The sequence below is a fragment of the Gracilinema caldarium genome (assembly GCF_029265695.1).
Lineage (GTDB): Bacteria > Spirochaetota > Spirochaetia > Treponematales > Breznakiellaceae > Gracilinema > Gracilinema caldarium_A.
This window is the reverse complement of record NZ_JAJUHW010000003.1, coordinates 1-24,727: the sequence shown is the minus strand read 5'-3', so window position 1 is coordinate 24,727 and position 24,727 is coordinate 1. Positions and strand designations below refer to the sequence as shown.

The 24,727-nt window shown below is 49.6% G+C and carries 19 protein-coding genes and 1 riboswitch; of the genes, 6 read left to right on the top strand and 13 right to left on the bottom strand.

Going from position 1 to position 24,727, the window contains the following annotated elements; all coding sequences use genetic code 11:
- Positions 1-53 precede the first annotated feature (53 nt).
- Positions 54-923 carry a DUF2156 domain-containing protein gene (locus tag Q7P68_RS01705; protein WP_304222029.1) on the bottom strand — a complete coding sequence of 290 codons (870 nt, stop codon included), beginning with the start codon at positions 921-923 and terminating at the stop codon, positions 54-56.
- A 128-nt stretch (positions 924-1,051) separates the two neighbouring features.
- On the opposite strand from Q7P68_RS01705, the gene pepT reads away from it, so the two are divergent.
- Together pepT and Q7P68_RS01695 are read left to right on the top strand one after the other, a co-directional pair.
- Positions 1,052-2,326 carry a peptidase T gene (pepT, locus tag Q7P68_RS01700; RefSeq protein ID WP_304222027.1) on the top strand — a complete coding sequence of 425 codons (1,275 nt, stop codon included), beginning with the start codon at positions 1,052-1,054 and terminating at the stop codon, positions 2,324-2,326.
- The gene (locus Q7P68_RS01695; protein WP_304222025.1) at positions 2,319-3,713 is read left to right on the top strand and encodes a small ribosomal subunit Rsm22 family protein; all 1,395 of its coding nucleotides are present in this window, start codon (positions 2,319-2,321) and stop codon (positions 3,711-3,713) included. The genes pepT and Q7P68_RS01695 overlap by 8 nt, the downstream gene beginning before the upstream one ends.
- 77 nt (positions 3,714-3,790) lie before the next feature.
- Here Q7P68_RS01695 and Q7P68_RS01690 read toward each other — a convergent pair whose 3' ends face one another.
- From Q7P68_RS01690 to Q7P68_RS01675, 4 genes are all read right to left on the bottom strand, one after another.
- The gene (locus tag Q7P68_RS01690) at positions 3,791-4,165 is read right to left on the bottom strand and encodes a GntR family transcriptional regulator (RefSeq protein WP_304222022.1); all 375 of its coding nucleotides are present in this window, start codon (positions 4,163-4,165) and stop codon (positions 3,791-3,793) included.
- Entirely contained in the window at positions 4,152-4,937 is a 786-nt protein-coding gene (locus Q7P68_RS01685) for a hypothetical protein (RefSeq protein WP_304222019.1), read from the bottom strand. The genes Q7P68_RS01690 and Q7P68_RS01685 overlap by 14 nt, the downstream gene beginning before the upstream one ends.
- A gap of 1 nt (position 4,938) precedes the next feature.
- The gene (locus Q7P68_RS01680) at positions 4,939-5,802 is read right to left on the bottom strand and encodes an ABC transporter ATP-binding protein (protein ID WP_304222016.1); all 864 of its coding nucleotides are present in this window, start codon (positions 5,800-5,802) and stop codon (positions 4,939-4,941) included.
- Positions 5,803-5,949: 147 nt separating this feature from the next.
- The gene (locus tag Q7P68_RS01675) at positions 5,950-7,452 is read right to left on the bottom strand and encodes a nucleotidyl cyclase domain-containing protein (protein ID WP_304222013.1); all 1,503 of its coding nucleotides are present in this window, start codon (positions 7,450-7,452) and stop codon (positions 5,950-5,952) included.
- Positions 7,453-7,546: 94 nt separating this feature from the next.
- Here Q7P68_RS01675 and Q7P68_RS01670 point away from each other — a divergent pair, with 94 nt between their 5' ends.
- Positions 7,547-9,136, top strand: coding sequence for an NAD(P)/FAD-dependent oxidoreductase (locus tag Q7P68_RS01670; protein ID WP_304222010.1), 1,590 nt, complete (start codon positions 7,547-7,549; stop codon positions 9,134-9,136).
- Here Q7P68_RS01670 and Q7P68_RS01665 read toward each other — a convergent pair.
- A complete protein-coding gene (locus Q7P68_RS01665) occupies positions 9,117-11,399 on the bottom strand; it encodes a DUF4954 family protein (RefSeq protein ID WP_304222008.1) in 2,283 nt (760 codons plus the stop codon). The genes Q7P68_RS01670 and Q7P68_RS01665 overlap by 20 nt on opposite strands.
- A gap of 73 nt (positions 11,400-11,472) precedes the next feature.
- Between Q7P68_RS01665 and Q7P68_RS01660 the strand changes: the two genes are divergently transcribed.
- Positions 11,473-12,450 carry a transporter gene (locus tag Q7P68_RS01660; RefSeq protein WP_304222006.1) on the top strand — a complete coding sequence of 326 codons (978 nt, stop codon included), beginning with the start codon at positions 11,473-11,475 and terminating at the stop codon, positions 12,448-12,450.
- Between the two features lie 23 nt (positions 12,451-12,473).
- Here the strand turns inward: Q7P68_RS01660 and Q7P68_RS01655 are convergent, their stop codons facing one another.
- On the bottom strand, positions 12,474-12,782 hold the full coding sequence (locus Q7P68_RS01655) for a Trp family transcriptional regulator (RefSeq protein WP_304222002.1): 309 nt from the start codon (positions 12,780-12,782) through the stop codon (positions 12,474-12,476).
- A gap of 187 nt (positions 12,783-12,969) precedes the next feature.
- Between Q7P68_RS01655 and Q7P68_RS01650 the strand changes: the two genes are divergently transcribed.
- Positions 12,970-14,892, top strand: a complete 1,923-nt coding sequence (locus tag Q7P68_RS01650; protein ID WP_304221999.1) for an ABC-F family ATP-binding cassette domain-containing protein — start codon at positions 12,970-12,972, stop codon at positions 14,890-14,892.
- On the opposite strand, the gene Q7P68_RS01645 is transcribed toward Q7P68_RS01650, so the two are convergent.
- From Q7P68_RS01645 to Q7P68_RS01625, 5 genes are read right to left on the bottom strand one after another with little or no spacing between them, the layout of a single operon-like run.
- Positions 14,837-18,232, bottom strand: a complete 3,396-nt coding sequence (locus tag Q7P68_RS01645; RefSeq protein ID WP_304221996.1) for a diguanylate cyclase — start codon at positions 18,230-18,232, stop codon at positions 14,837-14,839. The two genes, Q7P68_RS01650 and Q7P68_RS01645, sit on opposite strands and share 56 nt — an antisense overlap.
- A 26-nt stretch (positions 18,233-18,258) precedes the next feature.
- On the bottom strand, positions 18,259-19,068 hold the full coding sequence (locus tag Q7P68_RS01640) for an ABC transporter permease subunit (RefSeq protein WP_304221993.1): 810 nt from the start codon (positions 19,066-19,068) through the stop codon (positions 18,259-18,261).
- A complete protein-coding gene (locus Q7P68_RS01635; protein ID WP_304221989.1) occupies positions 19,065-20,090 on the bottom strand; it encodes an ABC transporter permease in 1,026 nt (341 codons plus the stop codon). The genes Q7P68_RS01640 and Q7P68_RS01635 overlap by 4 nt, the downstream gene beginning before the upstream one ends.
- Complete coding sequence (locus Q7P68_RS01630) at positions 20,087-21,661, bottom strand: ABC transporter ATP-binding protein (RefSeq protein ID WP_304221986.1); 1,575 nt, start codon at positions 21,659-21,661, stop codon at positions 20,087-20,089. Before Q7P68_RS01630 ends, Q7P68_RS01635 begins: the two co-directional genes overlap by 4 nt.
- A gap of 3 nt (positions 21,662-21,664) precedes the next feature.
- Positions 21,665-22,684 (bottom strand): BMP family ABC transporter substrate-binding protein, encoded by a 1,020-nt coding sequence (locus Q7P68_RS01625; RefSeq protein WP_304221984.1) that lies wholly within the window; start codon positions 22,682-22,684, stop codon positions 21,665-21,667.
- A gap of 297 nt (positions 22,685-22,981) precedes the next feature.
- Positions 22,982-23,131, bottom strand: a riboswitch (FMN riboswitch).
- Positions 23,132-23,211: 80 nt separating this feature from the next.
- On the opposite strand from Q7P68_RS01625, the gene Q7P68_RS01620 reads away from it, so the two are divergent.
- Positions 23,212-23,985 (top strand): hypothetical protein, encoded by a 774-nt coding sequence (locus Q7P68_RS01620; protein ID WP_304221981.1) that lies wholly within the window; start codon positions 23,212-23,214, stop codon positions 23,983-23,985.
- 6 nt (positions 23,986-23,991) lie between these two features.
- On the opposite strand, the gene Q7P68_RS01615 is transcribed toward Q7P68_RS01620, so the two are convergent.
- On the bottom strand, positions 23,992-24,480 hold the full coding sequence (locus Q7P68_RS01615; protein ID WP_304221978.1) for a hypothetical protein: 489 nt from the start codon (positions 24,478-24,480) through the stop codon (positions 23,992-23,994).
- Positions 24,481-24,727: the final 247 nt, after the last annotated feature.

Here is a 24,727-nt window from a genome sequence, read left to right as displayed (position 1 = left end):
TGATGAACAATTAAGGGTTAGAGTAGCGCTGTAATTCTAAAGCATAGTTTAGCCTAGCCCCGCCTTCCCACATACTTACGAACAAAACCGCAGGGCCGGTAGGTCATTTTGGCCTGCCGGAGCCCCTCATCGCCCAGATCCTGTTCACGGTTAATGTAAAGGAAATGTTTGGGCAGCGACGAGGCAAAAGCCTGGTTAATAAACTGGTAAATCCCCTTGTAAACCTCAAGGCCCTTTTCAAAATGAACGGCAAACATGCGGCCCTTAGCCACGCTTTCTCCCAGACACCAGCCCGCAGGCCTATTATCCACATAATACATGGCACCCTTGAGCCCCAGGTATTCAAACCGCTCCAGAGCTTCCTTGGCGGCCACATAGTCTCCTTCGGTGCCCTTTTCCTTGCACCATTCATCAAGCACAAAAAGCGCCTGAGGAACGAGTTCCGCGGTTAAGGGCCGTTCCTCGTAGGTATAGGAATTGATAAACGCATTCACCAAGTTTCTTTTTTTATGGTACTTTTTCCCAGAAAGCTCTGCCAGATCCTTTCTGAGGTACAGGTAATCAAAGTTATCCCGATCTTCCAGGGTTGTAATACTAAGATCCTGCAAGGTAATACAGTTCGCACAAAGCACTGAATCGGAAAGATTTTTCCAATAATCATGGTGCACAAAAAGATCTTCTATTACATCCCGGGAGGGTATAGAACAGGGGGTCATAAAAAATTTTTTACCCTCCCGTTCGCCCGAAATGATGATGGTATTGTCATCGTGGGATAATTGATAGTTGTACCGTTTTCGGAAGAGATAAAGGTTAGAAAAGGTAAATTCCGAAACCCCGTCGGCGGTCATGTTAAGCCGCGGATATAAATCTTCTTTTAGTTCCAGACTGATTGGCACAAATTCAGGATATTTAGGAATATTCATTATAGATAATAATATACAGATTGATGACCAAAAGAGGCAAGAAAATCTGCCTCCATGCCTAAATATGGGCATAAAACGGAAATCGGCAGGGCCTTTACGAGGGAATACAAAATACGCATAGTATAGACATGAACAATTTTACAAAGCGCTTAGCGGACACCGACATGGTAAACCGTCTGCTTCCCCGGTTCACCCGGTATGTCCAGATTTGGACAACCAGTGACCGTCATGTTGCGGAAACTCCATCCACCCCCGGTCAATGGGATCTGGCAAGGATGCTGGTTGATGAACTTAAAGGGCTTGGTATTTCACAGGTAGAGCTCACCGAGCACTGCTATGTGATTGCCCGGCTTTCCGCCACACCGGGATACGAAGAGGCCCCAACGATCGGTTTCATGGCCCACATGGACACCGCCAGCGATGTGAGCGGCAAGGATGTGCATCCAATCGTCACCACTAATTACGATGGGTCAGTCATTACTCTTAAAGACGGGGTTAGTCTGGATCCTGCAAAAGACGAGGCCCTTGCAAAACGAATCGGAGATACCATTATCCATACCGATGGAACTACCCTGCTGGGGGCCGATGATAAGGCGGGTGTTGCAGAAATCATGGCAGCCCTGGATTACCTTCAGGCCCACCCTGAGATTGGTCACGGCCCCCTGGAAATCGTTTTTTCCCCAGACGAAGAAACCGGCAAGGGACTCCCCGAGTTTCCGCTTTCGTCTTTTAAGTCCACGGCTTTTTACACCCTGGACGGCGGTCCTGCGGGAGAGCTTGAGGTAGAATGTTTTACGGCCTACAAGATTGATGTACTCTGCCATGGCAAGGCTATCCATATCGGACAGGCCCGGGGAAAACTGGCCAATGCCACCATGATGGCCGCCACCTATGCCACGCTCCTTCCCCGTTCGGAAAGTCCTGAAGCAACCGACGGCTACTACGGCTACTATTGTCCAATAGAAATCAAGGGAGACCTGGAAGAAGCATCTCTTGAAATTTATATCCGGGATTTTGATCAGAAGGAAATTGAGCGGCGGCTTGCAGCCCTGGAACTGTTCGGCAAAACCGTGGAAGCCCAGTTCCCCGGCGGTCGGGTAGAAGTAAAACCCCAGCTGCAGTACATCAATATGAAACAAAAGATTGATGAACATCCCAAGGTCCTGGAGCTGCTTGAACGAGCTGCAGAAAAGGCAGCGGTAAAGGCCTACTTAAAACCAATCCGGGGAGGCACCGACGGATCCCGGCTTACCCAAATGGGGATTCCGACGCCCAATGTTTACACTGGGGGCCACAACTACCACAGCAGAACCGAATGGGCTTCCCTTTCGGATATGGTTGCATCCACCCGAACCATCCTGGAACTGATTCAACTTTGGGCAAAGGAACGGGCCGGTGCCTGAAAAACCATCCGCTGAACTGGCAATCTGGGAAGAGCGCCTCATCCGCGAATGGCGGGTTTTGCAGGGAGGAATTAAAAATTACAAAAACCCTGCTATAACAGGCCGGCCTTCTGTTTTGCAGGATTATGGTCCCCTCAGCCGTCATGAACTAGAAAGGGCCGCGGCGGACCTCCTGGCCCTGCAGCGGGGCCTTACGGGGGATCGGGCCCTCATAGGCTCCGCTTATATGGATGAGGGCCAGAGGCTTGGTGCATACCTGCTTTTTTACTGGTTTACATCCTACGCTCAGACCTGGGGCATGCTTGATATGACCTATGAGGCACATTCGGTAAAGCCAGAGAACCGGGCTCCTTTTGTACCTATGTCGGAGGGGCGGTTTCGCATCCTGGACCTGGGATCAGGGCCGGCCCCTTGCAGCCTCGCTACAGCGGACTGGCTGAGATTCCGGGGAATTTCTCCGGACAGTATTGAAATTAGGGCCTGCGATCAGAGTCCGCTTGCTCTGAAGCATGCCCAAGCATTAGCCCAGCAGGCTGGGTACAACATGAAAACTATTGCCCCCTGGTGGGCCGGTACATCCGCCATTCCTGCGGGGAAATACCACATCATCACCATTGGCCACATGCTCAACGAGCTGTGGAAAGAAACTCCGGAGAGGCTCCAAAAACGGGAAGCTTTTATTGCAAAACTGGGAAAACATCTTGAACCAGGGGGGATACTCATCATCCTGGAACCGGCTCTGCTCGCAACAGGACGGGATCTCCTTGCGCTGCGGGACCGGCTCGTAGCTTCAGACTGGCGGGTTTTGGCGCCCTGCTTTACCCAACGGCCATGCCCGGCCTTTAAAGAATCGCAGCAGACCTGCCACAGCGATTTTGCCTGGAATCCGCCCCGGACCGTCCGGGACCTGGCAAAGAAAACCGGCCTCGACAAGGACCTGGTAAAAACGACCGCCCTCGTCATGAGCCGCCGAGAGGACCATTTGGGCAACAGCCCGGTGTACCTGACAGAAGCACGCGCCTTGGACAACCTGGGAAGCCACCCAAAAGCGCTGGATACGGCGAATTATTCAAGCGCAACAGAAGATACCGCAACTGCCGAAGCGGCTGGAGGAACTAAAGGGGACACCGATCAGCGGGGGCCCTATCGGATTGTGTCAGAGCCCATGCTGAACAAGGCTGGCAGGACCCGTCTTATACTCTGCGGAGACGAAGGCCGCATACCCTTTTCCGCTAAGCTCGGAGAGGGCCTGCCTGGGGAAACCCAATTCCGAACCCTTCGCCGTTCCGACGCCATCCTGCTTTACCAACCTGTACGGAGGGAAACAGGCCTGGCGCTGGGAGAGCAGACCCGGATTAAAAAATCACTAAAACTAGCGAATAAATAGTACTATTGCAACGATATACGTAAGAAAACAAAATACTCCATAAATCAGCAATAATTTGCTGCTAAGTTTTTTCACACTCATTTAATTTCACTCCCTATAGCAAATGTAGTCCATCGTTGAGCTAGTTCATCAAACTGGATGCCGAGGCTCTTCATTATTGAAAAAAATCGGGGCAATTCTTCGTTAAAAAATCGCTCCTTCCGCACGGTTCTAATTTTTTCCGCCGCGCCGGAGGCTACATAATAGCCTGCACCCCGTTCTGCATAGGCGAGTCCCGTATCTGCCAATAGCTGGAGCGCCCTGGTTGCAGTATTGGGATTGACTTCTAAAGATGCAGCAAGTTCCCGGGCCGATGGGAGCCGGCCGTTTTCGGAAAAAGATCCGGCTAATATACGGTCTTCGAGAAGCAGGGCAATCTGTTCAAAGATGGGTCGATCCTCATTGAACTTCATCCCGAGCCTCCTTTTCGCATACAAGCGCGTATCCGTAGCCCAATACAAAGGCCGCGGTACCAATTGTAAAGATGGTGTAGAGCACCTTCAGGGTCATTTCTTTTCCGACCTCCAAGGAACGCTGTATCTGGATAGAACTCCCCTGAAGGCCATGCATCATAATAATTCGGCCTTCTGGTGTTGCCACCATGATTCCAAGTAGTAAAAGCAACGAAGAAAGAAGCACAAATCCGAGGACGAGCGCGGCGGTTTTAACGATAGCGAATTTACGGAACCGGGCAGATCCTGCCAGGGCTAGCAGTATAAAAAAGGCATAATTTCCATAATTCTTTACTAGTACCCATGAAAGAGGATTATAAATCCACAGGGGCATGCCATAGAGTATTTTGCCAAAACTACTGATAATCAGTGTTTCTATAACTGCAATAATTGAAATGAGGACTGGATACACCAGAAGATACATGACCAGGGCGGCAGAATATTTTTCCGCGCTGCTTGCGGGAAGCAGTATCCATTCTGTACCAGCCTTGCCATCATGCATTCTCGAAAAAGCGTTCCCTGCAAGCAGTACACCGGCAATCGCGCCGAGCGCAGCCCAGCTTTCTACGGAGCCAATATTATATTGGCTTGATCCAATAACCAAAAGCAGGTTAAGGGCTAAGACTGCCGCAGAACCGACAAGAATAGGAACCATATCATCGAAAAGGCGGTTCCGCACAAGATAATATAATCGCTTCACTGAATAGAATTGGTTTAAGGGTTCTTTTTGCATCTTAGCTATTCTCCTTGGTTGAATTTTCAACGGACTCTGTTTTCTTTGGTTCTAAGGCGGCACGGAATGAGACAGGATTCTGTATTGCCGCGGTAAAGAGGATTTCCAGATCAGCCCCTGATCCAGGTTCGGCCAATACGGCCTGATACCCAAGGGGCCCCTGTTCTGCGTAGACCACCGGCAGACCTTCGAGGCGTTCGACCCGCCGAACCGAAAACTGCTCATTAACCGCTGCGGCGGGGAAACTGCACAGCAAATTCCCCTCATGAATAATAAGAATAGGATCAAGCACCGCTTCCAGGTCCCTGGCCTGGTGAGTAGAAATGATGAACATGGTTTCCTGCAGGTCTACCATGGCAAGAGAACGGCGGAATTGGGCTTTCGAGGGGATATCAAGGCCATTGGTGGGTTCATCCAGCAGAATAAGGCGGCTGCCGCTTGCCATAGCCTGGGCAAGGGCGCATTTTTTCCGCTGCCCATAGGACATCCGGGAGATAAGTTTGGTTTTATCTACCTGAAATTCTTCCAAAAGGGAATAAAACAGCTCCTTGTTAAAGGCCGGCCTAAACACCCCATATCGGCTAAACCAAGCCTCAGGGGTCAAAGCCGGTCCCCAGGGATCTTCAGGAACAAAGCAAAGATCCGCAAGAACATCAGGTCTCCGATGCAACGTGGATTTTCCGAAAAGACTGATTTCACCCTTATGGGGATAGAGGGCCCCCGCAATCAGCTTGAGAAGACTGGTTTTTCCCGCTCCGTTAAGGCCGAGCAAACCAACAATCTGCCCCGGCTGCACAGACAAATTTAAATGATTAAACAGCTGCTGCCTGCCATATCCAAAATCAACATTCTTGACTTCCAGCATAACACCTCCAAAATAGTGTATTATTACACTAATACACTAAATCAGAATTGTCAAGTGTTTTTTAGAATGTAGACAAATACCCATGGAGTTAAAAAATAGGCGGCGCGATTGCTTGCAGTTGAGAAATGGCCGTCCAGAAGTTTAAATTTACTTTTTCCCTGAATGTATCGAAACATCCAGGTGCTGCTGGAGGCTGTCAATAACACTGGACCAGAGGAGTGATATTTCTAAGGGCGTCAGTGTTTGGTACAGGCGCTCCTGAAGCTTTTGGTAAATCTCAGCTCCCCGGCGGCCTTCCTCATAGAGGGTACGGTATTTTGCAGGAAGCACCGTAGGCACCTTCTCTTCAATTTTTGTATCTATCCGTGCTTCATAACGGGAGAGTATCTTTCTATATTCCTGGGTAATCGAATGGGCATATTCGAGACATAAGCGGTCAAAGCGGGGAATTGCATCCAAGTACTCAACAAGTGTTTCAAGGTTTTTCAACGCCTTCCGGTAATCCTGTGTGATCCGGAAGGTGGAAAGCGTATCCTGAATAAATTTGATGATATCCTCGTTCGTAAGACACCGGAGGGAACCCTGTTCGGTCACTTCAATTTTTAGCTTGGGCATAGTACGGAGCACCTTAGAAAGCAAGGACAGGAGGGAAATATAAATACCATCTTTCCAGAGCCCGCCTTCGATAGCCCGATAAAGATCAGTCATCTGGGCTTCATAAAGCAGTTTTTGCATATCCTGCTCGGTGTAAAGAACCTCATGAACCGCTACCGAAATACCCTTAAAGCTGATCCAGCCGGAATCAAAAAACTTAATCGGGGTTTTTACAAAGAATGGATGGGGAGCATTTTTCATCTCGTTGGTGAAATTTGTGTAAACCGTACGGCTCACAAGAATCATAGAATGGGAGCCTGAGAGTTCGTTAGCCCTCCCCTGGAGACGGGCAGCTGTATTGATTACACCGCCAGAAAGGTCTCCGTCCTTGGTGATGATAAAGGGGGTAAATTTCTTGCCCCCCGCGATGCCAGCGGAGACATGCATTTCCTCCAGAATAATCTTGTAGCCCGTCCGGTGGTTTGCCTGTTCCTTTACATTAAAGGTCCGCCGTTTTGCAAAGGTATCAATAATAAGGAGCGTAACCGCCAGGACATCACAGGCAGAGGCGCCCACAAGGACCATCTCATCCCCCTGCCGGCGTTGGAATACCACATTGTAGGATTTTGCAATATTAAAGAGATCCACCTGGATTATATCATCCAGCATTTGCAGCATGGAAAGGTTGTTCTTATTTTTTTCGCAAAACCGGGTATATCCGTGAAGATCCAGAATCCCCACATAAACATCAGAAATCGTCAGGTTCCGTTTCAGGTCCCCAAACTGTTTTAACTCCTTATGGGGAATAACAACCTCTTTCCATATTTTCGGATACGTTTCCGGGTCGATATCGCGGAAAAAGCCCCAATGGAGTTTTCGAATCAGTTTAAAAATACGGGGTATCACCGCGTTAAAACGGGCATCCCGCGGCAGGGGGGCTACCCATTCCATCAACGTTGAAAAAGACTGAATCCGCTCTTCTACAACCGCTTCGGCCAAAAAGGTATAGAGCTCCATGGCGGAGGTACTACTGGTATAATCACTGATACTTTTCATATAATTCCATTATGCGGCGCTTTTTAATTTCTGGCAACTTTAACCCATTGAAGTCTTTTCCAGATAACCAGCTAAAGCCTGCAAGGAGTTGCCTTTGAGTCTTTACCGAATTCCACAAGTAAATCTCCCCCTCGACGCAGATGAAACAGAACTGCGGAAACGGATTATCAAATTGCTTAAAATTGCCCCGGCTGCCCTCCGGGACATGCACATAGAACGAAAATCGGTGGATGCACGGGACAAGGAGCATATAAAACTCGTATACGGAGTGCTTGTTGATGTAGATCATAGCAGGCAGGGGACTATTCCCGCCTCGGTTGCGCTGCCTGTGGGGCCTGAACCGGTCTACCGTGTGCCCCAGCCCCGCCGGAGCCGAAGTACGGCGCCGGTCGTGGTTGGCACCGGGCCCGCCGGACTTTTTGCAGCCCTTATACTGGCAGAGGCAGGGCTCGCCCCCCTCGTCATTGAACGGGGCGACCCGGTCGAAACCCGGGACGCACGGGTGCGCTCCTTTATGTCCGGCGCTGATCTAGATCCAGAATCGAATATACAGTTCGGCGAAGGCGGGGCTGGGACCTATTCAGACGGAAAGCTGACCACCCAGGTAAAAGATGAACAGGGCCGCAACCGGAAAGTTATTCGGGAACTTATTGCCGCAGGAGCTCCAAGCGAAATCGGAATCCTGGCAAAACCCCATGTAGGTACCGATCAGCTCGTCTCCGTCGTAGCGGGGCTCAGAAAAAAAATAATCCGTCTTGGCGGAACCTTCCGGTTTAGAAGCCGGCTGGATGATATCCGCATAGAAGGCGGCAAAGTCACTGGTATTCTCATCAATAGGACTGAATGGATTGATATTGACACCCTGGTTCTGGCAATCGGGCACAGTTCCCGAGATACCTTTGCCATGCTTGAAAAACGTGGTGTTCCCATGGAACAAAAATCCTTTGCAATAGGGATCAGGATTGAACATCCTCAGGAAATGATATCCCGCTCCCAATTTGGCCGCTTTTGGAAGCATCCAGCCCTGCCGGTGGCGGACTACAAACTTGCGGCCCGCACCAGTGATGACCGGGGTGTATACAGCTTTTGTATGTGTCCCGGAGGAACCGTGGTAAACGCAAGTTCGGAACCTGGCGGCGTGGTTTGCAACGGAATGAGCGACTTTGCCCGGGATGGAACAAACGCAAACGCGGCCATTGTAGTAGCCGTAAGTCCCCACGACTTTGGGTTTCCGGGTCTCCTTGGTGGTGTTGAGTTTCAGAGAAAATGGGAACAGGCCGCCTATGATATTGCTGGCCGAACCTATGCTTTACCGGTACAGTTGTGGAGTGATTTTCTTGAAGATAGACCCAGCACCGCCCTTGGAGCAATTAAACCAAGCGCCACTAGGGGCTGGAGCCTGGCAAATCTGCACCGCTGTCTCCCGGCCTTTGTTTCCAACGGAATCGCGGAAGGCATAAACCGCTTCGGTAAATCTATTGCAGGTTTTGACAGGAAAGATGCCCTCCTTACCGGGGTAGAAACAAGGACCTCAAGCCCCATTCGGATACTGCGGGACGGGGCCTGCCAGTCCCCGATAAGGGGGCTATACCCGGCAGGAGAAGGGGCTGGCTACGCGGGGGGTATTATGTCCGCGGCGATGGACGGCATCCGCGTGGCAGAGGCTATTCTGAACGAGGCTTAGAAGCAGCGTTGGTCAGCCTCTGTTCTAAGGTATCGAGCCGCTTGATAAAGTTCTCGGTCGCTTTTTGAGCCATTTTGATAAAGGGGTTGTCTTCCACCCGGCCGAGAACCGCGATCATCTCATCATCATTGCGGAAGGTGATTTTGCGGAACTGGTCCCGCCAGTCCTTGGCACGGCTTTTATACACCTCTGACTCTATCCAACGCCGGGTTTCACGGCCTTGGTCAATGAGAGCAGTCATACCAGACCCATCCAGGAGCCTTGCGGCGCTCAAGGGATCTTCGCCATCCAGAGGCGGAAGCTCTAAGAGTACCACCCATGCATGGAGCGCAGCGTCCTTGATATACCACTGGGCCATCGCTTCATACCGATCATGAATAGCGTCCCAGCTCGTGAGTTTTTTTTCTCTAATATCCTGCCGCAAGGCATCTACCCGAGAAGCCGGAGCGATTTGGCCGCCCAGGTTTACCCACAGCCTTTCCCGTTTTGCTCCATTATTCCGGTACTCCTGGTCCAATCCAGCAAATAGATCGCGCGGACAGACATCGGCATGGAGTTCCGCATAGGCAAGCAGTGATTTAAGGGCATAATAGCGGAGCATCCGGTTATAGGCCCGCCAGGCCTTGCGGGGTTTAAGCACCAGGGCGGGCCGTTTGTGCCGTTCAAGGCCCTCAGCAAAGACATCAAGGCCGCTCATCCGGTTTTCAGCGGAAGCAAGAAGACTCAGTCCGAACTGGCTTAGAGCCTCTTCAGTATAAGTCTCTGGATTTTCACCGCCCCTCAGCACAGCAGCCTTGCCGGTCCAGAGTTCCAAAAGCTCCATGGCATGGATTATTTCTTCCGCCGTATCAGGGGCAAGATAATCGGTTTCTATTTTTTGGATCTTTATCACCCGTTTATCCCTGCTCACTGCTTTCCACGCGTTCCGCTCCAGAGCATACATGTTGTACATCCAGAAATAGGCTGGCATAATTTCCAGCCGGTCCCGGGCAACATCATGGTTTACCAACGAGAACGGAAGCGGAATATCAAGCTCATAGGGGTAGTCGCCCTTGGCGATCAACACATAGGATGCAAAGCGGCTCGGATGTTTCAGCGTCACCGAGAGGCCGGGCCAAAAACCTCTGCCTGCCCGAATTTCGCCGTCGTTTGCCCGGCTGTTATGGTTAGACCCAATGGTTGCCCCTGCCGCTATATTAGACTGTCCTTGAATCAAGCTAGCTATCAGAAACGAATTATTATGGTGCTGTTCATGTGCCGGGAAGACAAGGTTGTTAAGCATTTCGCAGCATGAGACGGTGGAGTTATCCCCCAAGACAGAATGAATAAGCCGGGCACCGTATTTGAGGTTGCTGTTCCGTCCCATGACAAAGCGGACCGCCTTGCAGCCATAAAACACATGACAGCCATAACCGATAATACCATTCACCAGTTCAACACCCTCTCCAATCTGGGTGGGTTCATCTTCGCTGGAGAGTATGGTCAGATTTTTAAGCTTGTTGGCTCCTTTGATATAAGCACAGTCACCGATAGCCACATCCTTAATAATGCCGCAGCCCTTTATCACGGTCCAGGAACCTATGGTGCCGTAACGCCCCCTGCCTGCTCCATATTGATTCTGGGTAATTTCCTTGAGCCTTGCAACAAGTTCAACATCGTCCCGATAGGCAGCCCAGAGGTAGGCATCGGCGCTGATCATATCCTTAAAGGGAAGGATAGAGCGGCCGCCAGCCTCGTTCATCACATCAATCCAGATCCGTATATCCTCACTTTCTCCGGGGGTCAGTATGCCGTTACCGAACTTTGCATGGTTAGACACCTGAATTTCATCGACCCGGCTCAGAATCACCTGGTTGCCGATGATATAATGGGAAATGTAGGGGCAATTTTGTATGGCGCAGTCGTCACCGATGTCGCAGGAGATGATGGTACTGTCCCGTATGCCGGCGGGAATTTTGTAGTCATGGTACTGGAGCAAGTTTTCCCTGACCGCACCAAGGCGGACAAGGCCGTAAAATTGAGAGTTGCGAATAAGATGGGGATTAAAGGGATCGCTTACCAAGAAATCGTCCCAGTTTGCACAGATGTTATTGTTTTTTACAAGAATAGCTATTTCATCGGCCCGCAATTTCCGCCACTTTTTTGCATAATCTCCGACCTGCTGATTTCTTTGCCAGTATTCATCGCACCCTTCAGGGATATAGTCCTTTTCTACAAAGCCATACCCGAGTCTTCCCTCTGTTATGCGGCTTAAAGTTCCCATTTTACTATCCTTTGCTCCTCTTAGGTCAAAACAACCTTGACAATTCGCCGATATTCGGCGCTTAATACAAGCCATGGATCAAAAATCTGTTGTCCATCGTTTTTTTTCAGCCCTAGGCCGGGCATGGAAACCCTCTCTGCACACGATCCGGTTTTTACTCTCCATTATGGTTCCCGTTTCACTCTTTGTTTTGGCCCTCGAGAAAACCGGTTTACTTTTTACCGCATCCCGGCTGCTTGATCCCATCATGCACTTTGTGGGCCTGCCCGGCGAAAGCTCCTTAGTTTTTTTAAGCGCCATTCTGCTCAACATTTATTCTGCCATCGCCGTTATTGGAACCTTGCAGCTTTCCCTGCGGGAGATAACCATTTTAGCAGTCATGTGTCTCATCGCCCACAACCTGATTGTGGAATGCACGGTGATGCGAAAAACCGGGTCATCGGCAACCAAAATGGTATTTCTCAGAATCTTCACGGCCCTGGCAGCGGCTTTTATCTTGAATTATATCCTTCCTGCGGCCTTTGGGGCAAGCAAAATGCAGGGGCTTTCTGCAGAACTAGCTCCGCCTGCGGCGCTGAGTTTGCAGGAAATTCCAGAGATTCTTAAGCAATGGGCCATACAGATGGGACAGTTGATATTAAAAATTGCCATCATCGTAAGCCTTCTTATGGCAGCTCAAAAAGTGATGGAAGAATTTGGCATCCTTGAGCTTTTGGGAAACATCACCGGGCCTTTTATGCGGCTTCTGGGGCTTCCGCCATCGACTGGGTTCCTGTGGATCGTGGCAAACATCATTGGCCTGGCCTATGGGTCGGCCATTATGATTGAACGGGTCGAGTCTGGGAAACTGAGTCTTTCCGAGGGAGACCTTTTTAACCACCATGTGGGCGTAAGCCACTCCTTGCTGGAGGATACGCTCCTCTTTATGGCCATAGGGGTTCCCCTCTTCTGGGCAGTGGTGCCCCGCTTTGTTCTTGCTATTGTAGTGGTCTGGCTTGAACGGGGCAGACGGATACTTTTCCGCAAATCATTTCAGGTCGGCACGCTCTGATTACAACAGAGGCCGTGGACTTTTCAAGCCTGCCGGTCTAACTGGTCTGTTATATGCAGCATTTTCCTGAAGGGTGAATCAGGCTTTTTAAGCTCCCGGGAGCCCCGGGTAATTTTACAGAGCGAAAGCCCCAGCTCCCGTGCAATTTCCCGCTGGGGGACCTTGTTGTCTAAGGCCTTAACCAGCGCCCAGCGGGCGGCAATGTCCGCTGTTTCAGATGGAGTAAGAAGGCTTCTCAAAAAATCTTCTATAAGCTGTGGATCCGATGCTGCCGCTAGAGTTCGGGAAAGTTCTTTAAGATTTACTGCCACCGCAGGATCGTCAATAGTCATGGTGTTACTATACATCGGAAACGTTCTTTTTTCCAGAAGCCAGGGAAGCGGTGCCAAAAAACAAGTCCTTGACCGCCCACAGGCCATATAAAAGCGACAGTCAGGACACCCTTAAGCCCAGGTCAACCACAAGCCCTGCACATTATCCCCCCCTGTCGAGATAATTAATTTCTGATATAACTAAAGCATGGCGCTCATTTCACTGGATTCGATTAGCAAAACCGTCGGGGAAACACCCCTATTTACCAATGTATCATTCAGCATAGAACCGGAAGAACATATCGGCTTTGTAGGCCCCAATGGGGCAGGCAAGTCTACCCTTCTTAAAATAATTTCAGGGAATCTGGAACCTGACCGGGGAACTATTATTAGAAAAAAGAACCTCTTTGTCAGCGTACTGGATCAGGTCCCGAAATGGAATGACGGGGATCGTATCAGGGACTTTCTATTCCGTTCGGCCGATCCCTTGGTTCAGCTTGTTGACCGTTATGAACGGGCCTTGCAGGATCCGCATAGTACACCGGAACTCATCACCGCCTTGAACCATGAAATGGAAGAACGGGGCGGCTACACAGTAGAACACCGTTTTACATCCCTCCTTTCTGAATTAGATATCAGGGACCTCAGCCTCCCTATGGAGACCCTTTCGGGCGGCATGGTAAAAAAAGTAGCCCTGGTACGCTGCCTTGCAAGCGATGCGGATCTTCTTTTGCTTGATGAACCGACCAACCACCTGGACATAGATACTATCGAATGGCTCGAACAAAAACTCATCCAAACCGGCAAGGCCTTTGTACTGGTTACCCATGACAGCTGGTTCCTGGACGCGGTATGCAATGTCATTATCGATATAGACCGCCAGGGGGTATCCAAATATCCGGGGGACTACAGCGAATACCTGGAACGGCTGGAAGAACGGGACCTTATGGATGCAGCCCGAGAACGTCGGCGGGAATCTATTTTACGGGTCGAACTGGAATGGCTCAAACGGGGTCCCAAAGCTCGGGGCGGAAAGGACAAAAAGCGCAAAGAACGGATCCGGGACCTTGTCCAAGGCCGGCCGGAAGCTTCTTCCCCTCAAACGGAAACGTTCCGTACAGCCCAACGCCGGCTTGGGGGCAAAGTTTTGGAAATACAACAGGTGAACAAATCCTTTGAGGGTCGCCCAATTATAAAAAACTTTTCCTATACCATATCTGCAGGAGAGCGTATCGGGATCATAGGGCCGAATGGCAGCGGCAAGAGTACCCTTCTTAACCTTATTGCGGGCACCGCCGATCCTGACAGCGGCGCTATTATCCGGGGAGAAACGGTAGCTATCGGATATTTTGATCAAACCGGTGCGGCCATGAACGGCCAGACTAGTATTTTGGATTATGTGCAGAAAGCGGCAGAACGGATTTCCTTTGATGACGGGACAGAACTGACGGCAGAACAGTTCCTTGAACGTTTTGGTTATCCCCGGCCCATGCAGTCTCAACGGATAGAAAAACTTTCAGGGGGCGAACGACGACGACTGCAGCTTGTACGACTACTCATCGCCAGTCCTAATGTGCTTCTGTTTGATGAACCCACTAACGATATTGATATAGATACCATCGCCTTACTCGAAGACTTCCTGAGCCGGTTTAGAGGCAGCATCATTATTGTTTCCCACGACCGAGCCTTTCTGGAAGGCACAACAGACAAGCTCTGGATATTTGACGGTCAGGGGAATATCACATCCTTTGTGGGCACCTACGGCACGTGGAGAGACCAACAGGCCAACCAAGAGAAGGAAGGGCAGAAAAATCTGCAGAAAACAACAAACCTTGCACCGAGTAATAAAATCGAGAAAGAAAACCGGCGCAGCGGGGCAAATCAAAAAGATAAACTAACGACTAAATTGACGTTTAAGGAAAAACAGGAGCTCAACCGGCTTTTAACAGAAATAGAAGCTCTCGAAAATGAAAAAGCGGCGTTGGAAGCGTCTTTTGCTGCCCCCGATGGCGGACTCATCAAAGACGGAAAAGCTGCCGTAGAAGCGCAGAAACGATATACCGCAGTGCTCGCCCTTATCGAGGAGAAGACCCTTCGGTGGGAGGATCTTGCATCTCGCTCTGATGAATAAACTTGAGGGCTTCTACATGGTTGCGGCCCCGTGTTTTTGCCCTGAACAGAGCATCATCTACCATCCTAAGCAGGGAAGAAGCCAGTTTTTCGTCATCTTTCGGGCCATCGCAAACAACAAGACAAAGCCCGATTGATATGGACAGGTTGATTCGCTCCCTGCCAATAATAAGAGGTTCCCCTACTACCTGGGCGCGCACTTCTTCTGCCTGCCTTGTTGCCCACGCAAGGTGCTCATCGGGAGTCACCTTATCTGATGCTCCTAGAATAGCAAGAAATTCTTCGCCTGACCATCTACCAATAAGGACATGAGGCTCTAGCGCTCGAACAAAACGATGGGCGCATTCTACCACAGCCTGATCCCCCAGCCCCTGGCCGTACATATCGTTGATCTGCTTGAGATGATCAATGTCGCCCATCATAACGGCTAGACTTGTCTTCTTTTCTTTTGCATGGCCAATTTCCTGCACCAGCCAGCGCCAGAGGGTTTTTCGGTTGGCTAGCCCCGTAAGCTCATCGATAGAGACCAGTTTATCCACCTGTACCGATAACTGCTGCAGTCTGCTCGTTGTCTCGGTCAATACGCGGTTCACTGCGGCTATTCGTGTTCGGCTTCCCTTTAGTTCAATTTGGTTCATGAGCCTGAGCCAGAGTTCTTCCGGATCTATTGGTTCCTGAACATAATCGAGACCGCCAATACTCAAAACACCCAAAAGATTTTCATGGTCAACGGCGGATTTTTTAGCATGGCTGATAACCAAAAGTGGTGTTTTATACATTTGAACCCACTTTTTAATGAGCTCACGACCGTCTTCAATCTGATTTTTGCCAGAAGGAAAGTCAAAAATAATGCCGTTTACCTGTTGTATTGGGTATGTTTGGGCTGAATCCAGAGAAGCCTCATACACATTAACATGTTTCCCCTGCAAGAGTTCCTTAAGCCAGCTCCTCCGATTTTCCGATGTTCCAACAATAAGCAAGGTAAGGGACGCATCCAGATGCTGCACCACAGGAACCATGTCTTGATCGGTTTCAATTTTTTCCTCAAATCCCTGACCGAAATTCACAAAATAGTGTACGTCAGAGCCCGAGGCGGGAACCTGGGGGATATCTATCCAGAAACGAGTTCCGCCCTGCTCTGGAGCCTCGCAGTGAATCGTTCCGCCCATAAGATCTAAAAGCCGTTTAGAAATCGCTAAGCCTAAACCGGTACCGCCGTATTTACGGGCAATATTAAAATCCTGCTGGGTAAAGGGATCAAAAAGGTGGGCCCGGAATTCTTCCGAAATACCTATACCCGTATCGGTCACTTCCATAATAAGGTGCACCCGGGAAGAGCTTGCTTCCGGCTTTGCATCGATAAAAAGGCTCACCGAACCGGAATCGGTAAATTTAATGGCATTCCCCACCAGATTAACGAGAATTTGTCTTAGCCGGTTTTGATCAAGCATAATAGTTTTCGGAACCGCTTCGGTTACCTGGATCTGAACAAGGAGCCCCTTTTCTTCCGCATTAAACCTAAAAATGTCCAGCAATTCATCCGCCAGGAGCCGTATTTCAAAGGGCATTGGCACCAGTTCAATCCGTCCTGACTCAGCCTTGGTAAGATCAAGAATATCGTTAATGATAGCCAAAAGGGAGCGGCCAGCGGTGCCAATAGATTTCAGGTAACGAAGCCCCTTTTCATCCTGAATATAAGGTTCTAGCAGAGAACTGTATCCAAGCACTGCGTTAAGCGGTGTGCGCAGCTCATGGCTCATGGTGGCAATAAACTGGCTTTTTGCCTTGCTCGCCTGTTCAGCATCAATCCTGGCCTGCCGGAGCCGTTCTTCTATTTCAAGCTGCTGGGTTATATCATGCCCTGCGGCGATCACCAGGTTCCGCTCTGGAACTCCTACGGCGGACAATGAAAGCATCATCCAGCTGCCGTCGGCCCGCTTAAACCGGATATGGAAATCCTTAAGAGGAACTCCAGAGACAAGCATTCTTGCAGCCTCTATCACCCTCTCCCTATCTTCTGCATACATAAACTGAAACAAGGATACGCCCACAAGCTCGTGCTCCGGCCAGCCCGTATCGTTAACCCAAGATTTGCTTACCTTTTGAAAATAGCCGTTCATATTGATGATACACAAATAGTCCAGGGTTACTTCAAAAAAGAGGTCCAGATCCCGTTTTGCTTCCCGCAAGCCCCTGGAACGCTCCTCTACCCGTTTTTCGAGCTGTTCGTTCAGCTCCCGATATTTTAATTCACTTTCTTTCAGAGCCTCCTGGGTCCGGATACGGGATGTTATATCGATGAACATAACAAGCACACCGGTCACTTCTCCCGAAGCATCCAGAACAGGGGTTTTTATCGTTTCTACCCAGGTTCGATCACCGCCCTGCACATGTTCTTCGATATAACTTCGGCTCAAGCGGCTTTCCATCACAATTCTGTCATCCGCTCGGTACTTTTGAGCCAGTTCCGGAGGGTACAGGTCCGCATCGGTAAGGCCCACAAGATCCTCAGGCTTTTTATTATGAAGCATGGCAAAATAGGAATTAACAAACACAAAAACCGACTGTCTGTTTTTTAAAATGACCGCCTGCGGCACCGTATCGATAATTGTTCGGACAAGCACATCATACTGTTCTTGAGTAAGTTTGAGCTCCCGGCGGGCAAGCTCTTCCTGAAGCTTAATTCCCCCCAGAATAAGAATACCAAAGCTGAACAATATACCTGCTACGGTCATTATAAAAAGGATGCTTGTATAAGAATCGGAGAACAGAAAACCCGCAGCACGAAGCACATACACAAAACTTACCGCTATACAAACAGATCCCACAACAGAAGCAAGAGCCGTCTGATTTAAGGCAAGGGGTTTTACAACATGATTTCTTACCAATAGTCCTTCGCGGATGATGATGAGCCCGCTTATCAAAAACTCTACACTGACAAAACCAGATAACAGCACATGGTTAACCCAAACAGGGGTTCGAAGTAACAGAAAAAGAAACTCTAAAAAAGGGAGAAGGATTACTGGAATATACAGCAACAGCTTATATTTAAAGGACTCGTTAAAAAAAATACCGTAGCCGGAGCCAATGAGCGCAATACCATAAAGCAAAAAAGGATATAAAATAAAAGAGCCCACAGTTTCAGAGGACGAATCGAGACTCACAAGCCCAACTAATGCGAGAGATATAATAAGATCCGCAAAGGCAATATGCCGAAGCCCTCGGATTCGTCTTCCAAAAACAGCACGGAAGATAAAAAGGAGTAGAGCGAGAAAAAAACCACCGGTTGCAAAAACAAGAGCAGGACTCAGACTGGTCAGGAGATCCAAGGATGTTTTCATCGGCTTTAATGAATTATCGACTCTGTTTACTCTTTTCTCAATACTTGAGAGAGAATATATAAGCTGAGGGCGAGCAGAGAAGGAAGCCCCAGTAAAAGGGTTGATGGAATAGCAAGCGCAGCTTGGGCTTCAATTCCGAGGAATTGAATAAATGTAAATACGATTGCTGCCAGTGCTACCCCCCACACTCGCCTGAACCCCAAATACACAATGACAAGGGCAATCCACCCCTGGCCAGTAGTTCCCCCAGGTGCATAAGCTCCAATTTTTATCGTTAAAACACCGCCCGCAAAGGCCGCAAGCATGGCTGCCAAGGTCCAAGCAATATCCCGGTATCGAAGGGGATCTATCCCCCGATATAATAAAACCTGGGGACTTCTGCCAGAAGCCCTCAGCCTTAAACCAAAGGGTGTGCGGTAGACAATAAAAGAGGCAGTCCCTATTAAAATCAGAGCAATCCAGAAAAACAACATTCCATCAGCCGAAGGAAAACGAGGATCACGAAGCACCCCCTTGGTATTAAAAAAGAGCACCGAGAGCGTTTCTGTGAGACCCTGGGAGCCCACATTGACTGCAAGGGCTGCTATAAAAGGGTTGGCTCCAGTCAGGGCAATAAAGCGGGAAAGCAGCCAGCCAATTAAACCGGTGATAATGATGGTTATGATAAATCCTGTCGCAAGGGATCCGGTTTGCACCCCAATAAGCCATACCAAAAACGCCCCAAGACTAAGCGTTCCTTCTAGAAACACCGCAAGATATCCAGAAAAATCGCTTATAAGCCCGCCAAGGGAAGCAAGCACAAGGGGAACCGAAGAAACCAAGAGGTCCTGTATCATTTTCGCATCCTTATAGTCACTAACAACATGATCACAGCCTGCACAAAAGCGGAAGTCTCAACCTGCAGGGACGAAGCAAGGAGCATCCGGTCAGAACCAGCTTTAAGCCAAGCAAATATGAGAGCTGCGGGAAATAGTCCCAGCGGCTCATTTCGGCCGATCAGAGCTACCGCAATACCACTCCAACCTAAACCACCGGGGAATCCCTGATGACAAAGGCCATAGGTTCCGGCTACCGCAAAAAAGCCTGTAAGCCCATGTAAGGCACCAGAAATAGCCATACTATACGTCCAGTATGGAGGAGCAGGAAAACCTCCAAAATGGGCAAACTCAGGATGTGCACCGGCAATCCGGAAACGGTACCCAGCGGGAGTTCTGTACAGCAACACATAGGAAGCAAATATCAACAGAATTGCAAAAAGCAGAGAAACAGAAAGATTCGATGGGGGTAAAAGTCTGAGTAAAATCCGATCCTGAACAAATCGCGGGCTAGCAAGTAAATTTCCAGCCTTGTCTCGCAAGGGACCAGCGATGATAAAATCTGCTACCGGAGTCAGAGCTGCAGACAATAAAAAACTGGTAATCAGTTCATCTGCTTTAACCAAACGTTTGAGGAGACCAGATATTCCCCCCATAAGGGCACCCAGAAAAATACTTACCAGTGCTGCGATAAGCAGCATAAGGGGACCAGGAACAGACGAGGCTGAAAGCAGCACCACCGAAGCACCAAGGCCTCCGATATACATTTGCCCCTCCCCTCCTAAATTAAAAGTTCCCCCTTTAAAAGAAAGGGCAATTCCAAGAGCGCTCACCGCAAGTAGGGCTGTCAGATCCAAGGTATTACCGATAAACCAGGGAGACGACCAGGGACCAGCAAAGAAATCGATAAGTGTTTTTCCCGGATCTTCAGTGGTAGCCATTATAATAATGCCTACAATTAAAAGGCTGCCCCCCAGCGGAATCATTGCACTCAAAAGGGCTCTTGTCCGGTTGGTACCATGTTGTTTCATGCCACGTTTCATGCAGCTACACCTCCAGTCCCCACCATAGCAGCGGATATTTGTTTTTTCAGTGAAAGCCGTTGGTCATAGTCCTCAGGCAGCTGCAGTTCCAACACATTATAGCCATCGTGAAGTACCATAATTCTAGAGGAGAGCATCAGGAGTTCATCCACATCGGTAGAAAAAAGAACTACCGTTCCCCCCCGTCTTAAATAATCAGAGAGCCGGTCATAGAGCAGAGCCTTTCCTGATGCATCTAGCCCCCAGCCTGGTTCGGCCAAAACCATGAGCGATGGCTCCTCGGCAAATTCTCTGGCTAAAATGAGCCGCTGAAGTTGGCCGCCAGAAAAGGTTTCCGCGGGGCTTTCAAAACGGCCTTGAATCCCGCTGATTCTGAAAAGCTCGGCAGCCCAATTTCTGATAGCCCGCTTATCCAAAAGCTCAGGTATAAAAGGCCATTTTTTAACAAACCGCCTATGGGAATGAACAATGAGGGAATCGATTATGGGTAATCGTAAAGCAAGAGCCTTACCGAGACGGTCAGCGCTCACATAGGCAGCGCCAGCTTGCCGGAAGGCAAGGGCCCCCCGTCCCTGTACGGGAATTCCATTGAGCGTGATGTGGCCATCTTGGGGAGCGATAAATCCGGTAAGCGCAAGTTCCAGGGTTTCAAGCCCGCTGTCCCGGACTCCCGCAATACCATAGACTTCTCCAGGAAATACGGAAAAACTGAGATCCCGGAGACTTGCCGAATCTTTTTGAGCCGACGAAAGATTCGTCACGTGCAGCAGTGGTTCCTGGTTAGAGTTTATGCGAGCTGTATGCCGGCCAGCTGCCAAGCTCGTATTATGGAGATCCAGGGAATCCCCCTTGTCCTGGCCAAACATATAAGAAGTGAGTTCTGCCTCACTGGTGCGAGATCTGGGCATGCTTGCCACCGTACGCCCCAAACGGAGCACCGTAATTCGGTCAGCTACCGAAAGGATTTCATCCAGTTTGTGGGAAATAAGCACAATAGCCTTGCCGTCACTTTTCAGTTTTCGCAGCAAGGTGAAGAGCCGCTCAGTTTCTATGGGGGTGAGGACAGCGGTCGGCTCGTCCAAAATAATACACCGGGCTTGATGCAGTAAAAGTGTTAAAATAGAAGCCTTTTGCCGCTGGCTTATGGTAAGATTTTCGGTCTTAGCATTTCCATCCAGGTCAAAGCCCCAGCGGTCAGAGAGTTCCTGAAAGCGGCCAAGGCCCTTCCGCCTGTCCAGGGGGAAAAGGGGCGGATCAGGGAGCCCCAGCAACGCATCTTCCCAGAGTTTCAGGCCCGGTGCAAGGACCGGATGCTGGCGAACAATCCCAATCCCAAACTGCAGAGCCTCCGCCGGCCGGCTGAACCGGCAGGGGATTTCATCAATATGGAGCTCCCCGGTGGTCATCTCCAGGTGACCTGCGAGAATGTGCATTAAGGTCGATTTTCCTGCACCGTTTTCTCCAATCAGGGCATGGATTTCCCCATCCGTTAGGTCAAAATCGGCACCATTCAGGGCTTGAACCCCGTTGGCGGGAAAATATTTGGACACATTCCGCAGGCGAATTTCCATGCCTTACTTCCTGATTTCCTTTCCGTTTTCTAGGAGCGAAAATTTGCCGGACCGGAACTGGGCAACCATTTCGGCCTGTTGTTTTCGGACAGCCTCACTGACGGCAGCGATATAAGCCGGATCATCATCAATAAAATCCACATAGCCATCGGCAACACCAACCAGTTCGGCTTTACCAAAAGGAAGGGTACCTTCCAAATACAGTTTGGTCTTTTCATACGCGGCCCTATCCTGCTTGAGTATAGCACTGCCCACAACCACGCCGGGTTTAATACTGTAGCCGTTTACATCAAACCAGACGACCTTTGCATTCCCATCTGCAGCAGCCTGCACAACACCTTGGTTTGCTCCTCCTGCGATGGGAAGTATAACCGTGGCGCCTTCTCGAATCATGCTGGCCGCCAGGTCACTCCCCTTCGCCGCATCGTACCAGTTGCCAACCACACGGAAGTCTACAGAGAACCCAGAGTCCACCATACGGGCTCCCTGGAGGAATCCAGGAAGAATAATTTCATTCATTGCAGGATATTCCTGCCCAGCCACAAGACCAAGCTTTTTGGCCGATCCACTCTGTTTTGCTACCAGGGCTGCCAGATATCCTGCAAGGAAAGCCTGCTCCCGCTGGTTATACCGGAGCGTATAGATTTGGGTATTTCCCGCAAGCTGACCGTCAAAGAGCAAAAACTGCTGTTTGGGGAATTTATCGGCCACAGCTTTGCAGATAGCAGGCATGGCCGGATTAGACGAAATGATGAGATCATAGGCACCGCTCGCGGCCAGGCTCGTCATTTTGGATTCCCATTCAGCCTGGTTAAAGCCACCTTCTACCACTTTAAGATTTGCTCCGCCTTTTTCGTCTACCGCTTTTTTGACACCAGAGACAAGCATTTCGTATATGGGACTTCCAGAAACCACACCGGGCACAAAGATTACCAAGGATTTAGTCTTCTGCCCTGACTGGGATGCAGTCCCTGTTGTACTACCTCTACCGGTACTATCCGCAGCACCGCCTGCAAAGGTCATAACGGAACTAAAAAGCAGCAAGAAACTAGCAAGCAAACAAGTAAAAACTCGTCTTGACTGGGATGCCCGCAGCGAGTTGGACGTTAGCGGCAACTGCGGCGAGTTGAGCGTCTGCGACAACACCTCAGGCAGACTGTAGTGTGCTTTTTCGTGTGCTTTTCTAGTATCTAACATGAGGAACCTCCGAAATGGGATATACATTCCAGGGCATAAAAAAAGCCCCGGAGGATATCCAGGGCATCATTTGCTCGAAAAAACGATGGGCAACAGTGAAGGTCCGGCCGGCACCTTCTTTCCCTCGATTTTCTTTCATCCGGACTGTACCGTCGGCACCGGAGTTTCACCGGTTCAGTTGGCTGTTTCGCAGAAACAGTCAAGTCGCGGGCTATACCGCCGGTAGGGAATTATCCATCAAACTGATGAACTCACCCGACCCTGAAAATCTTTCTTAATCAAATTGTACTCAGCGTCGCCTTCTTGGTCAATGAGTGCTGGACCAATTAAGTCTTGTTTCGTATAGTATAGCCATGATCGGATTCCTTATTAAGAAAACCTTTTTCGACCTCTGGGATAACCTTTTTAGGATTGCCCTGGTGAATTTGGGCTTTGTCCTTTCTGCTGCAATTCCTATATTGCTCCCAACAGTACTTGCAGATGTACCGTTTGTAGCTTTGCTTGTAATTATTCTCGGAAGTTTCTGGTGTGTGGTCTACCTTACGGCAACGGCCCTTTCGGTAAAAAGTATTTCCGATTATAGCTCCTTTGGATTCGCTGATTTTTTTGCCAATATAAAAAAGGCTATCCCCACAGCCTTGCTTCTCAGCGCAGTTGCGGCCTTCTGGCTGCTTTTAGCTTACATTGCCCTCCCCTTTTACGCCAAACTGGGGACCATGGTCGGCCTCTTTGCCGCATCACTGGTGTTCTGGACCCTTGTTATCCTGTTGATGACCTTCCAGTATCTGCTGCCAATCCGGGCTCGGCTGGATCACAAGGCTGGAAAGATACTGAAAAAAAGCTTTATTCTCTTTTTTGATAATCCCCTGTTTAGTATTTTTCTTTTCCTGCACAACACGGTGCTGCTCGTGCTCTCGTTTTTTCTTGCCTTTCTCGCACCGGGGCCAGCGGGTATACTCCTCTTTCTTGACGAAGCATTGAGGCTCAGACTCCTTAAATACGACTGGCTCGAAGCCCACCCGGAAGCAGACCGCCGGCACATTCCCTGGGAAGAGCTGTTGGCAGAGGACCGGGAAAAGACCGGCACCCGTTCCCTCCGCAGCTTTATCTTCCCCTGGAAGGATTAAAAGGACTCAATTCACATCGTCCTCAAAAAGATACGATTCTTGGCTGTCGGCTACCTCGGCGGCGAAGGCGATAAGTTGGCGCAGGTCTTCCACCGTATGGGAGACCGGTGCTTTTATTGAATAATATAAAAGGATCCCTTCGTCGTTTTCTTCCAGCGCCCAGGCACCGATTTTATTGCTTCCCGATTCTTGCATAAGCTCATAAAGAAGATCTACCTCGGGGTCTTCATCGAGCACCCCTGCGTTAGACCATACTTCCCGCACTTCCATACCGCGGTACTTTTGGGTCTCTGACATGATAAAGACATACTGAGTTCTGCCAGAAGCAAGTTCGTACTCTATTTCAAAGTTGCCGTTATCGGTAATAACATAGTCTATATTCATGGTTTTAAGCATGTCCGCTACCCGCTGATCTGGTTGATTGTTTGATTGGGCAGACAGCAAGCCGCTTGCAAAAACCACAAAAAGAAATACAAAACAATTTAGCTTTTTCATCAACATACCTCCATACTTCACTCTACTACAATATTATGGGATTTTAAAGGGAAATCCCTTTAAATGCTTACTGGCATCTTATTTTAACAAATAAAAAGCCTAAGGGGAACTATGTATAGAGCTTCGCAGATAAAAAGAGGGCCGGCGGCGGAACAGAAAAATCCAGCACAGACTGGGTCTGGGGATGGCGGAAGAGGAGTTTTTCTGCATGGAGACCCAGCCGGCGAAGCGGATTGGTGCGGGCTCC